The organism is Qingrenia yutianensis (genome assembly GCF_014385105.1).
GTDB classification, from domain to species: Bacteria; Bacillota; Clostridia; order UMGS1810; family UMGS1810; genus Qingrenia; species Qingrenia yutianensis.
Genome location: NZ_JACRTE010000001.1, coordinates 356,092 through 369,310, shown reverse-complemented (window position 1 = coordinate 369,310; position 13,219 = coordinate 356,092). Strand labels below are relative to the sequence as shown.

Annotated in this window: 14 protein-coding genes; all 14 read left to right on the top strand. The window is 43.6% G+C overall.

The features are described 5' to 3' along the window. The first annotated feature begins 42 nt into the window (after positions 1–42). The 14 genes from H8706_RS01665 (at position 43) to spoIIP (ending at position 13,166) form a co-directional block, all read left to right on the top strand. Positions 43–471 (top strand): CD1247 N-terminal domain-containing protein, encoded by a 429-nt coding sequence (locus H8706_RS01665; protein ID WP_178347290.1) that lies wholly within the window; start codon positions 43–45, stop codon positions 469–471. 263 nt (positions 472–734) lie between these two features. Next, complete coding sequence (locus tag H8706_RS01660; RefSeq protein ID WP_262431241.1) at positions 735–1,196, top strand: ribosome maturation factor RimP; 462 nt, start codon at positions 735–737, stop codon at positions 1,194–1,196. 32 nt (positions 1,197–1,228) lie between these two features. Then, positions 1,229–2,263: a transcription termination factor NusA gene (nusA, locus tag H8706_RS01655; RefSeq protein WP_178347292.1), complete on the top strand. Its 1,035-nt coding sequence runs from the start codon at positions 1,229–1,231 to the stop codon at positions 2,261–2,263. A 13-nt stretch (positions 2,264–2,276) separates the two neighbouring features. Next, complete coding sequence (locus H8706_RS01650; protein ID WP_262431240.1) at positions 2,277–2,543, top strand: YlxR family protein; 267 nt, start codon at positions 2,277–2,279, stop codon at positions 2,541–2,543. 1 nt (position 2,544) lies between these two features. Continuing rightward, the gene (locus H8706_RS01645; protein ID WP_262431239.1) at positions 2,545–2,847 is read left to right on the top strand and encodes a L7Ae/L30e/S12e/Gadd45 family ribosomal protein; all 303 of its coding nucleotides are present in this window, start codon (positions 2,545–2,547) and stop codon (positions 2,845–2,847) included. A 5-nt stretch (positions 2,848–2,852) separates the two neighbouring features. Further along, positions 2,853–5,156: a translation initiation factor IF-2 gene (gene infB / locus H8706_RS01640; protein WP_262431238.1), complete on the top strand. Its 2,304-nt coding sequence runs from the start codon at positions 2,853–2,855 to the stop codon at positions 5,154–5,156. Positions 5,157–5,171: 15 nt separating this feature from the next. Further along, positions 5,172–5,534, top strand: a complete 363-nt coding sequence (gene rbfA, locus H8706_RS01635; RefSeq protein ID WP_262431237.1) for a 30S ribosome-binding factor RbfA — start codon at positions 5,172–5,174, stop codon at positions 5,532–5,534. Next, positions 5,531–6,478: a DHH family phosphoesterase gene (locus tag H8706_RS01630; RefSeq protein WP_262431236.1), complete on the top strand. Its 948-nt coding sequence runs from the start codon at positions 5,531–5,533 to the stop codon at positions 6,476–6,478. Before rbfA ends, H8706_RS01630 begins: the two co-directional genes overlap by 4 nt. Then, positions 6,465–7,349, top strand: coding sequence for a tRNA pseudouridine(55) synthase TruB (gene truB, locus H8706_RS01625; protein WP_262431235.1), 885 nt, complete (start codon positions 6,465–6,467; stop codon positions 7,347–7,349). Before H8706_RS01630 ends, truB begins: the two co-directional genes overlap by 14 nt. A 21-nt stretch (positions 7,350–7,370) precedes the next feature. Further along, a complete protein-coding gene (locus H8706_RS01620; RefSeq protein ID WP_262431234.1) occupies positions 7,371–8,267 on the top strand; it encodes a bifunctional riboflavin kinase/FAD synthetase in 897 nt (298 codons plus the stop codon). A 124-nt stretch (positions 8,268–8,391) separates the two neighbouring features. Continuing rightward, positions 8,392–8,655 (top strand): 30S ribosomal protein S15, encoded by a 264-nt coding sequence (gene rpsO / locus H8706_RS01615; protein ID WP_178347300.1) that lies wholly within the window; start codon positions 8,392–8,394, stop codon positions 8,653–8,655. Positions 8,656–8,849: 194 nt separating this feature from the next. Beyond that, positions 8,850–10,937, top strand: coding sequence for a polyribonucleotide nucleotidyltransferase (locus H8706_RS01610; protein ID WP_262431233.1), 2,088 nt, complete (start codon positions 8,850–8,852; stop codon positions 10,935–10,937). A 97-nt stretch (positions 10,938–11,034) separates the two neighbouring features. Next, positions 11,035–12,012: a GPR endopeptidase gene (gpr, locus tag H8706_RS01605; protein WP_262431232.1), complete on the top strand. Its 978-nt coding sequence runs from the start codon at positions 11,035–11,037 to the stop codon at positions 12,010–12,012. A 44-nt stretch (positions 12,013–12,056) separates the two neighbouring features. After that, positions 12,057–13,166 (top strand): stage II sporulation protein P, encoded by a 1,110-nt coding sequence (gene spoIIP, locus H8706_RS01600; RefSeq protein WP_262431231.1) that lies wholly within the window; start codon positions 12,057–12,059, stop codon positions 13,164–13,166. Positions 13,167–13,219: the final 53 nt, after the last annotated feature.

Sequence of the window (13,219 nt, the reverse complement as noted above, 5' to 3'; positions counted from 1 at the left end):
CTTTTTCTAAATCAGTTTTTTATTTAAAGGGAGGTTAAATTTATGGAAAATATATCAAATCAGCTTTCATATGTTAAAGGTTTAATGGAAGGTATGAAATTCGACGACAAATCTAACGAGGGCAAAATTTTTAAAGCTTTGCTTTCTGTTTTGGACGAGATCAATGAGTCTATCGACGATTTGTACGATTATCAGGACGAGGTTGCAGAGCAGGTTGACTTAATCGACGAAGATTTGGCGGCTGTTGAAGAAGAGCTTCTCGACTGTGATGAGTGCGATTGCGATGACTGCTGTGATGACGATGAGTATTACGAGGTTGAATGCCCCGAGTGCCACGAAATCGTATGCGTTGACGAGGATACTCTTTTGAAAGACGAGGACATTTACTGCCCCAACTGCAAAACAAAAATCGACATTGATTTTGACGACTGCGACTGCGACGATTGCTGCGGCTGCGACGACGAGGAATAATTTTAAAAACTTCGGCTTTGCCGAAGTTTTTTTATGCCCGAAACAATTCCGAATTTGAGTATTTGGGCATAAAATATCCGTTATTTACATACATTTTTCAAAAAAAGTACAAAAAAGCCTTGATTTTTCATAAAATATGTGGTAGAATATCCATATACTGAATATTGACTTGACAAGAGAGTGGGCTAAACCCACTCTTTCGTATTGTATGAGGTAATTTTTTGCACTGCACAAAAATGTGCAATGTACGCGGAGGTGTTAAAATGGCTAAAATCACGGAAGTTGTAAAATCGCTTGCTGAGGACGCGGCAAAAAAATATGACTGCTCGCTTTTTGACATTGAATATAAAAAAGAGGGCGCGGACTATGTTTTGAGAGTTTTTATCGAAAAGGAAAATCCCGATGAAAACATTTCCATAAACGACTGCGAGAATGTCAGCCGATACCTTTCGGATTTGCTTGACGAAAGCGACCCGATTTCCAATGCGTATATGCTTGAGGTTTCGTCGCCCGGCATAGACAGACCTCTGCGCAACAAAGAAGATTACGAAAAATATAAAGGCAGAACGGTTGATGTGGGATTGTTTACAAAAATCAACGGCGCAAAGTTTTTGAGCGGTACGCTCACAGGTTACGGCGACGATTATGTGACAATCGACGATAACGGCGAAATCAAAATTCCGCTTGACAAAATTTCGAGTATAAAATTGGCGGTAATTTTTTAAATAACTATTTTGAAAAGGGGCGTTGAAGAAAAATGAACAGTGAGTTCATATTGGCGTTGGAGGAAATTGAAAGAGAAAAAAATATCAAAAAAGAAGTTTTGCTTGAAACGATTGAAAATGCGCTTATATCCGCTTACAAAAAGAATTACGAAACAAATCAGGATAACGTTTTTGTCAGTATTGACAACGAAACGGGCGTTGTAAGAGTTTTTGCGAAAAAAACGGTTGTTGAAGAGGTTACAGACCCCCAAACCGAAATTTCGCTTGAAGAAGCGCACAAAATCAGCAAGCAGTATGACATCGGCAGTGAGGTTGAAATTGAGGCAACGCCGAAAACGTTCGGACGTATTGCCGCACAGACCGCAAAGCAGATGGTTACGCAGAAAATCCGCGAGGTTGAAAGAGAAAACATCTACGAAGAATTTTCGGCAAAGGAACACACGGTTATCGAGGGAATTATTCAGCGAATTGAGCGCAGAAATATTTATCTCGATGCAGGAAAAGCGGAGGTGTTTTTGCCGGTTTCCGAGCAGGTTCCCACTGAAATGTACGATTTTCACCAGCATTTAAAGGTTTATGTAACCGAGGTTAAAAAGACCACAAAAGGCCCTGTTATCACGGTTTCGAGAGCAAAAGCAGCACTTGTGCAGAAACTTTTTGAAAATGAAATTCCCGAAATTCAGGACGGCATAGTTGAAATTATGAGTATCTCGCGCGAGGCAGGTTCAAGGACAAAAATGGCGGTTAAAACCAACAATGAAAACGTTGACCCGATAGGCGCGTGCATTGGTGCAAAGGGCGCAAGGGTTCAGGTTATTATCAACGAGCTTAACGGCGAGAAAATCGACATTGTAAAATACAGTGACGATCCCGAAGAATTTATCAGAGCGGCTTTGAGTCCTGCCGAGGTTGTATCGCTCAATGTTGATGTTGAAAACAAACAGGCGCATATAATCGTTCCTTTCACACAGCTTTCTCTTGCAATCGGCAAAGAGGGACAGAACGCACGTCTTGCGGCGCGTCTTACGGGTTATAAAATCGACATCAAAAGCGACCGCGACGAGTAGGGAGTGACACACTGTGGGCGAGAGTAAATTTTTGCCCGTCCGCACTTGCATAGGATGCGGAAAAAAGGGCGGAAAAGCTGATTTTATAAAAATCGTTAAAAATAAAAACGGCGAAGTTTTTGTAAATGCGGACAAAGAAATTTTCGGCAGAGGGGCATATATTTGCCGTGACGGAAAATGCGTTGCAAAAGCGGAAAAAAAGAACCGTCTTTCGCGCACGCTGAAACTTTCGGACTGCGCGGACATTTATCAAAAACTTAACGAAATTATCGGTGATTAAAATGGAGCGAACATATATGCTTATAGGTCTTGCAAAAAAAGCAGGCAGACTTGTAAGCGGTGAGAAAAACTGTAAGGACGCGATTTCGTCGGGCAGTGCAAAGCTTGTGATTATCGGCTGTGACACTGCAAAAAACACACTTAAAAGCGTCACTAACAGCTGTAAATTTTATGACGTCAAATATGTATTTTTTGGCGATTCGGTTTCTTTGGGGCACAGCATAGGCAACACGCACAACGCGGTTGTTGCGGTCTGCGACGAGGGACTGGCAGGACTGATTGAAAAGAGTCTGCCGCAAAATTAACGGAGGTGGTAGTTTTGGCACAACCAAAAATTCACGAAATAGCAAAGGATTTCGGCGTTCAGAGCAAAGAGCTTATCGGTATTTTTGCCGATTACGGCATTGTGATGAAAAATCACTCGGCAAAGCTTGAACCCGACGACATCAATCTCATTTTTTCGATTTATATGAATAAATATGACGACAAAATGACGCTTGAAGAATATTTTGCTCACAAAGCCGAGGAGAAAAAGGCTAAAATAGAGGCTGAAAAACAGGCGAAAAAAGAAGAAGCCGCAAAGAAAGGCATTGAGTTTAAAGAGGAGATTGTTCTCGACGAGGAAGTGAGCGAGGAGTCGCTTAAAATCGTTAAACAGGACAATCTTAAAGTTGTTGACACGCGTCAGAACGTTGTTGACCTTGAAAAACTCGATACCGAAAAAATAGAAGAACTTGTCGATATTGAAAAGGTATCGAATGTTGAGAAAAAGCAGAAACTTAAAAAGGGCAATCAGCACAAAAAGCCCGAAAAGACAAACATCCCTGCGGCGAAAAAAGAGAAAGAAAAGAAAGAAACCGTTGAGGTTAAAACCGTTTTGGTGCCCGACGAAATTTCTGTCGGCGACTTTGCCGCGCGTTTGGAGGTTCCGGCGGCAACGGTTGTTAAAAAACTTTTTGAACTCGGCATTATGGCGGCAATCAGCCAGGTGATTGATTTTGATACCGCGTCGCTTGTCGGCGAAGATTTGGGCTTTAAAATCGAGAAAGAGATTATCGTTACCGAAGAAGATTTGCTCTTTAACGACACCGAGGATTCGCCCGAAAGCTTAAAACCGCGTTCGCCGGTTGTTGTTGTTATGGGTCACGTTGACCACGGTAAAACCTCGCTTTTGGACGCTATCAGAAGCACCAACGTTATTGCGAACGAGGCAGGCGGTATCACACAGCACATCGGTGCGTACAGAGTGCGCGTAAACGATAAAAAAATCACATTCCTCGACACACCGGGACACGAAGCGTTTACAGCTATGCGTGCGCGCGGTGCACAGGTTACCGATATTGCAATCCTTGTTGTTGCGGCGGACGATGGAATTATGCCGCAGACGGTTGAAGCAATAAACCATGCCAAAGCGGCAGGCGTTACAATTATTGTTGCAATTAACAAAATCGACAAAGAGGGTGCAAATCCCGATAAAATTATGCAGGAACTCACCGAATATGAGCTTATTCCCGAGGCTTGGGGCGGTGACACAATCTGCGTTCCGATTTCGGCAAAATACAAACAGAATATTGACGGTCTTTTGGAAATGGTTTTGCTTGTTGCCGAGATGAAAGAACTCAAAGCAAACCCCGACAGAAAGGCAAAAGGTACCGTTATCGAATCACAGCTTGACAAGGGCAGAGGTCCTGTTGCGACGGTTCTTGTTCAAAACGGTACACTCCGTGTGGGCGATATTATCGTTGCGGGCACGGCAGTCGGCAGAGTAAGAGCAATGGTTGACGACCGCGGTGCGTCGGTTAAAAAAGCAGGTCCGTCCGTTCCGGTTGAGGTTGTCGGTCTTAACGAAGTTCCGGTCGGCGGAGATATTTTCTATGCCGTAACCGACGAGAAAAAAGCGCGCAGTGTCGTTGAAAAGAGAAAACAGAAAATTAAGGACGAAAACACTGTTTCACGTCAGGCGGTGTCGCTCGACGCATTGTTTGACCAGATTAAAGAGGGCGAGGTTAAGGACCTTAACATTATTGTGAAAGCAGACGTTCAGGGCAGTGTTGAGGCGGTTAAACAGTCGCTCGAAAAGCTTTCAAACGACGAAGTAAGGGTAAAATGCATACACGGCGGTGTCGGCGGTATCACCGAGTCGGACGTTATGCTTGCGTCCGCGTCGAATGCGATTATTGTCGGATTTAATGTTCGTCCCGATTCGGGTGCGGCGGCGTCGGCAAAACGCGACGAGGTGGACATCAGACTTTACAGGGTTATTTACAACGCTATTGAAGAAATCGAAGCCGCTATGAAAGGTATGCTCGCACCGCAGTTTAGAGAAAATGTTCTCGGTCACGCAGAGGTCAGAACGACGTTTAAAGTGTCGGGTGTCGGCACAATCGCCGGTGCATACGTTCAGGACGGTAAAATTACAAGAAATTCGCAGACACGTATTGTCCGTGACGGTATTATCGTTCACGAGGGCGTTTTGAGTAGTTTGAAACGATTTAAAGACGATGCGAAAGAAGTTGCCGCAGGATACGAGTGCGGTGTCGGAATTGAAAACTTCAATGACATAAAGGACGGTGACATTATCGAGTCGTTCGTTATGGAGGAAGTAAAGAGATAAAAAGGCGGTGTGTTTATGGCAAGCAACAGACTTGAAAGAATTAAAGAAGAAGTAAAACGCGAATTGAGCGGTATTATAAGACGGCTTAAAGACCCTCGTATTGCAGATGTGGTTTCGGTTGTTGCGGTTGACATAACAAAAGACTTAAAGTACGCAAAGGCGCATATAAGCGTTATGGGAACGGACGAGCAGAAAAAAAACACTATCACCGCGTTAAATTCTGCGGCAGGGTTTATACGGCACGAAATTTCGTCGGGACTCGATTTGAGAATTACTCCCGAATTTAAATTCGTGCAGGATAACAGCGTCGAATACGGTATTCATATTGACGAGCTTATTCACAAAATCAATAATGGCGAGAGGGAAACAGACAAGTGAATTTAATTGATTTTTCCGAAAAAATTAAAGATTTTAACGATTTTATAATCATTCCGCATATAAATCCGGACGGCGATGCGGTGGGATCCGCACTTGCGCTGTGCGATGTTTTGCGCAAGATCGGCAAAACCGCATACGTTGCGGATATATCGGAAAACATGCCCAAAAACCTCGGATTTATTGACGTTTGCGGTTATACCGCGCCCGAAAATTATGCGCCGAAAACCGCGTTTGCAGAGGACTGTGCGGACAAAGAGCGTATGTTTGATAAAACTTTGTTTGAAGCGTGCGGAAATTCGTTTTGTATAGACCATCACGTTACAAACAAAGGTTTTGCGGATTTTAACTATATTGACGCCGACGCGAGTGCAACGGGAGAAATTGTGTTTTCTCTTGCAAAGTCGCTTGATGCGGAAATCGGCAAAAACTGCGCAAAATATCTTTACTGCGCGATTGCAAGCGATACGGGCAGTTTTAAATATTCAAACACCTCCGAAAAAACGTTTGAAATTGCCGGTTCGCTCCGCAAAATTTACGGCGAATTTTCAAATCTTTCGCACGCTATGTTTGACGAATTTACCGTTGAACAGTTAAGGATGAAACAGCACGTTCTCGAGAGTTTAAAGTTTTATCACAACGGAAAAATTTCGGTTATGTGCGTTGATTACGAATATCTTGAAAATAATGGTTTCACGTTTGATGACGCAGATTTTCTGACAAGTATTCCGCGCTCGGTAAAAGGCGTTGAAGTCGGGATTTTTGCAAAAATCAAGCGTGATGAAATTAAATTCAGCCTTCGTTCAAACGAATTTGTGAATGTGTCGGAGATTGCTGCAAAATTCGGCGGCGGCGGCCACAAAAGGGCAGCGGGCGTAAGCTTTAAAATTCCGTATGACGAGGCGGTTGAAAAACTTTTAAAGGCGATTGAAAATGAAATCAGATAACGCAAATATTAACGGCATTATAGTTATAAATAAAGAAAAAGGCTTTACGTCGCACGACGTTGTGGCGAAAATGCGCCGAATACTCAGCACGCGCAAAATCGGTCACACCGGCACGCTCGACCCCGAGGCAACAGGAGTTTTGCCCGTTTGCATCGGCAAGGCAACAAAGGTGTGCGATATGGTTCTTAATTCCGATAAAGAATATATCGCGGAAATCAAATTCGGCATTACGACCGACACACAGGATATTTTCGGAAATATTCTTGAAGAAAAAAGCGTTTTGCTTTCAAAAGGTGAAATCGAAAATGCGGTTATGTCGTTTGAGGGTGAAATAGAGCAGATACCGCCAATGTATTCCGCGGTGAAAATCGGCGGTAAAAAGCTTTACGAATACGCGCGCAAGGGCGTTGAGGTGGAACGAAGCGCAAGAAAAGTTACAATTAAGAAAATTGCCATTTTGGAAACGGGCAGTGACACGGCAAAAATCAGAGTTTTGTGCTCAAAAGGCACATATATCCGCACGCTTTGCAGTGACATAGGCGAAAAGCTTTCGTGCGGCGGGTGTATGACAAGCCTTGTGCGCACAAAAAGCGCCGGGTTTGACATTGAAAACGCGGTTACGCTTGCAAAACTCGAAGAGGACGGATATGAGAAATATCTTATAAACACCGATTTTGTGTTTAAATCTCTGCCGACGTTCAATGCGGATTTTGATACGAAAAAACGTCTTGTGAACGGTGCAAAAACCACTGTTTCCGCGCCCGTCGGACGTTACAGAGTGTATGACGAAAACGGCGTATTTTTATGCGTTGCGCGCGTTTCAAAATACAACGGACGAAACGTTATAACGTCCGAAAAACTTTTCGGATAGGTTTATATAAGGGGGATAATTTTGGAAATTTTAAAAGACGGTTTTAATCTTTTGCACGATACGGTTATCGCCCTCGGAAAATTTGATGCGCTCCACTTGGGACATCAAAAAATTATTGACACAATGAAAAAAATATCCGCCGAAAAACACCTTAAAACGGTGATTTTTACGTTTGACAATATTTCGGACGGATTTATTGTTTCAAAGAAAGAAAAAGAAGAATTTTTAGAAAATTACGGCATTGACTGTCTTTATTGTCAGAATTTTGACGATAATTTTAAAAACACAAGCGCGGAGGATTTTTTTAACGAAATTCTTGTAAAAAAGTTTAATGCAAAGCACATTGTGTCGGGCGACGACTGGCATTTCGGCAAGGACAAGCGCGGTGACGTTTGTATGCTCGAAAAAATGTGCAATGAGAAAAATATCGGTTTTACCGTTGTTGAGCGTCTTAAAATTGACGGCGAAACGGTAAGTTCCAGCCTTATACGAAGCTGTATTTCGGACGGAAATATCAAAAAGGCAAATGCGCTTTTGGGACGAACTTTTTCGATTGAAGGAACTGTCACGGAGGGCAAGCGTCTGGGCGGAAAAATCGGCTTTCCGACGGTGAATTTTGCCGCGGAAAAGGGAAGAATACTTCCGCAGAACGGCGTTTATGCGTCTTATGTAATTTACGGCGAAGAAAAGTATCTTGCAATGACAAACGTCGGCGACAATCCGACGGTTGATAAAAACATAGAAGTGCGCACTGAAACGCACATTTTTGATTTTGACAAAAATGTGTACGGAGAGAAAATGAAAATTTGTTTTTTGGACAAAATAAGAGATGAAATCAGGTTCCCGTCGGTTGACGCGCTTGTTTGCCAGCTTAAACGGGATAAAACATATATTAAAAATAATTTTAAAAATTTTTAAAAAAGATATTTACATTTAGAAAAATATGTGATATAATCTAATAGTTGTTAACCCGTCACAAGGTTTTCGGACACACCAACCTTTGCTTTGTGGCGCGGCGATTTAAAATTCGGAGGTGAATATTATGCAGAAAGAAGTTAAGCAGGAGATTATCAATACTTACAAAAGACATGAGAACGATACAGGCTCGCCTGAAGTTCAGATTGCCATTTTGACTTACCGTATCAATCACCTGACAGAGCATCTTAAAAAGAATATGAAAGACCATCACTCACGCAGAGGTCTTTTGCAGATGGTCGGTGACAGACGCGGTTTGCTTAATTATTTGATGAAAATCGATATCGAAAGATACCGTGAAATCATTAAAAAATTAAACATCAGAAAATAGTAATAAAAACAGGACAAAGGCGGTTTTTTGATAAGAGCCGTTCTTTGTCTGTTTTCATTCATTTAAGAAAAATTAAACAAGGCATCTACCGAAAGTTAGCGATTAGATATGCTGTTTTTGCATTGTTTTCCGATAAAAACGGTATATCTAATGGCTAAAGGTCGGTAGACGGCTTAAAACTTTAGGAGGATAAAATGCAGAAGAAATTTACCACGACTTTAGCAGGCAGAGAGCTTACTCTCGAAACCGGCGAACTTGCAGGTCTTTCAAACGGTTCCGTGCTGGTAAGATACGGTGATACGGTTGTTTTGGTTAATGCAACCGCGTCGTCAAAACCGCGCGAGGGAATAGACTTTTTCCCTTTGAGCGTTGATTACGAAGAAAAGCTTTACGCAGTCGGCAAAATTCCCGGCGGATTTATAAGACGTGAGGGCAAACCGAGCGAAAAAGCTATCCTTACATCACGTGTTATCGACAGACCTATCCGTCCGCTTTTCCCGAAGGATTTGCGCAACGATGTGAGCATTGTCGCAACCGTTATGTCGGTTGAAATTGACAATTCACCCGAAATTGCCGCTATGATAGGCACAGGCGCGGCGCTCGCTATTTCGGATATTCCGTTTAACGGTCCCGTTGCAGGCGTTTTTGTGGGTCTTGTTGACGGCGAAATCGTTATAAACCCCACGCTTGCACAGCGTGAAAAAAGCGACCTTGAGCTTACAGTTGCCGCTACAAGAGAAAAGGTTGTTATGATTGAAGCAGGCGCAAAGGAAGTTCCCGAGGACGTTATGCTTAAAGCTATCAAAACCGCTCACGAGGAAATCAAAAAACTTTGCGATTTCATTGATAATATGGCAAAAGAAGTCGGCAAACCGAAATTCAGCTATCCCAGCGTTGAGGTTGACCACGATTTGTATGAAAAAATCAAAGCTTTTGCTTACGAAAAAGTTGAAAAAGCGCTCGACACGCCCGACAAACACACACGTGACGTTCAGGTGAATAAAGTCGGCGACGAAATAAACGAACATTTTGCGGAGGAGTATCCCGATATGCAGGCGGCATTCGGCGAATGTCTCTATAAACTTCAGAAAGAAGTTGTGAGAAAATGGCTCATCAAAGACCACAAGAGGGTTGACGGCAGAGGACTTTTGGAAATCCGTCCGCTTTCGTCGAAAGTCGGTCTTTTGCCCAGAACTCACGGTTCGGGACTTTTCACAAGAGGTCAGACGCAGGTTCTCACCGTTGCAACTTTGGGCGCGCTTGCAGACGTTCAGATGCTCGACGGTCTTGACGAGGACGAAACAAAAAGATATATGCATCATTATAACTTCCCGTCTTACTCAGTCGGCGAAACACGTCCGTCGAGAGGCCCGGGACGGCGTGAAATCGGTCACGGCGCACTTGCTGAAAGAGCGCTTTTGCCGGTAATTCCGTCGGTTGAAGAATTCCCGTATGCAATCCGTCTTGTGTCGGAGGTTTTAAGCTCGAACGGTTCAACTTCGCAGGGCAGTGTATGCGGAAGCACACTCGCGCTTATGGACGCAGGCGTTCCGATTAAAGCGCCCGTTGCGGGTATTTCGTGCGGTCTTGTTACAGACGGCGACGACCACCTCACTTTTGTTGATATCCAGGGACTTGAGGACTTCTTCGGCGATATGGACTTTAAGGTTGCAGGCACCAAAAAAGGTATCACAGCAATTCAGGTTGACATAAAAGTTACGGGACTTTCGTATGAAGTTATCGAAGAAGCTTTTGCGAAAACCAAAACCGCAAGGGAATACATTCTCGACGAGGTTATGCTCAAAACCATACCCGAACCGAGAAAAGAACTTTCAAAATACGCTCCCAAAGCGGTTACAATGCAGATTGACCCTGAAAAAATCCGTGACGTTATCGGAACGGGCGGTAAGGTTATTCAGAAAATCATTGCAGACACCGGCGTTAAAATCGACATCGACGACGACGGAAAAGTGTTTATTCTTGCTGTTGACAGCGAGGCGGCACAGAAAGCCGTTAACATTATCGAGGGCATTGTTGCCGAAGCGGAGGTTGGAAAAACTTACCTCGGCAAGGTTGTAAGAATTATGCCTTTCGGTGCGTTTGTTGAAATTCTCCCCGGAAAAGACGGTCTTGTCCACATTTCAAAACTCGATAAAAAACGTGTTGAAAAGGTTGAGGACGTTGTAAATATCGGCGATGAAATTATGGTTAAGGTTATTGAAATTGACAAACAGGGCAGAATAAATCTTTCGAGAAAAGACGCTTTGCCCGACAACGAATAGTTGAAATTTTTAAGACTGCCCTACATTCGCGTAAGGCAGTCTTTTTGCATATTTTTATAAAAAATTACCTATATTAAAATTAAAAATATGCAAAGGAATGATTTTATTGTTCAGTCCGAGAAGTGATTTGGCAATCGAGGCGGCGGCTTTGTTTAACAAGACTGAAAACGACATAAAAAGCATTGAGGGCATTGAGTATAAAACCGAAAAAAACGACAATTACACCGTCACGCGCGTGGAGGTTTTGAACAAAAAAGGCGAGCAGGCAATAGGCAAGCAAATCGGCACATATGTGACGGTTGAGTGTCCGAAAATCCGCGAAAACGACGATGAGGCATTTGAGGCGGTGAGCACGGTTTTGGCGGGTGAACTTGAAAAAATGCTCAATCTTAAAAAATACCATACCGTTTTGGCGGTCGGGCTCGGTAACTGGAACGTTACGCCCGACGCACTCGGCCCGAAAGTGGTGTCAAAGCTTGTTGTAACGCGCCATTTGTTTGAGTATATTCCCGAAAAAATCCCCGACACGCTCCAGGCACTTTGCGCCGTTTCGCCCGGCGTTCTGGGAATTACGGGCATTGAAACGGGCGAAATTGTAAAGGGAATTTGCGACAAGGTGAAACCCGACGTCGTCATTGCGATTGACGCGCTTGCGTCGCGCAAAATCGACCGTATCAGCACAAGTATTCAGCTTTCCGATACGGGAATTACCCCGGGTTCGGGCATCGGAAACAAACGGCGCGGACTTAACGAAGATTACCTCGGCGTTAAGGTTATTGCAATAGGTGTTCCGACGGTTGTTGACGCGGCAACGGTTGCGAACGATACAATAGAAATTTTGTGCGAAAACATTAAAAAAAGCGAAAATCTCGATAAAGACATCGGCAAAGCGCTCGAAATCACTGACAACGAATTTCGCTATCCGCTCATAAAAGAGGTTTTAAATCCGTTTGTAGGCGACCTTATTGTCACACCAAAAGAGGTTGACGAAATTATCGACGACGTTTCAAAAATCATTGCGAACGGCATAAACAGGGCGGTTCACAAGGATACAGAAAATTTGTACAACGCATAAACGGGGCTTATCCGACATAAATATAGAATTATGGAGGGTAAGCTATGAAATACAGATATGCAAAAAAGGCGCAAAGCCTTAAAATTACGGGTATTTATGCAAGTGTTTTTCTGTTTTTGACGATTTTTATTTTGAATTTTCCCGCGCTTCATTTTAATTTTGACATTCAAAAAAGCGCGCTTTCCTCGGCGGTGGTGAATATGCCGAAATCCAACGGCAGTGTTGCCGTAAAATCCGCTGCCGCCGCGGTAAAATACGTCTGCGGAAGATATTTTTCGCAGGAAAGTTTTCTGCGCGACGCTTTTCCGTACATCGAGGCAAAAAAAACCCCCGAAATAAAGGTCACCGACACACCGCCGTCCGCGACTTCGGAAAATGAAAATTCGGTGCAGAAACCGAACATCAAAGAAACAAAAATGGTGTCGAAAAATTTGCAGATAAAAAATGAAACCGACTATAAAATTGACGTGCAAAGCCTGCTGAGCGAAAAACCGGCGTTTACGAAAACCGACGGTCAGCCTCTTGTGCTGATTATGCACACACATTCGTCCGAGGCATACGAGTCGAACGGCGAATATCAGACAAGCGATACCGACCGAACGCAGGACGCAAATTACAACGTTATAAAAGTGGGGGACAAACTCACCGAAATGCTTGAAGACAAGGGAATTTCGGTAATCCACGACAAAACCGTGCACGATTATCCGTCATACACACATTCGTACAAAAAATCGCTTGAAACAATCGAGCGGAATTTGAAAGAGCACCCGTCAATCAAGATTGTGTTTGACGTTCACCGTGATGCGCTGGGCGACGCACAGAACAAGGTGAAATTCACCGCTGATATAAACGGCGAAAAAGCGGCGCAGGCAATGCTTGTGTGCGGTACAAATTCTATGGGGCTTTGGTTTGACAACTGGGAGGACAATCTGCGTTTTGCAATGCAGATACAGGATAGACTTGAGCGCTGTTATCCCGGTCTTGCGCGTCCGGTTAACATAAGGCGCGAAAGGTTTAATCTCCACGCAACGCGAGGTTCGGTTTTGATTGAGGTCGGCACAAACGGGAACACGCTTGATGAGGCGCTTGTGTGCGCGAAATATCTCGGCGACACGCTTGCCGACGTTATAAACGACCTTACAATATTACAGTAATATTAAGTTTAAAAAAAAGTATTTATTTTATGCAAAATGTATGATATAATGTA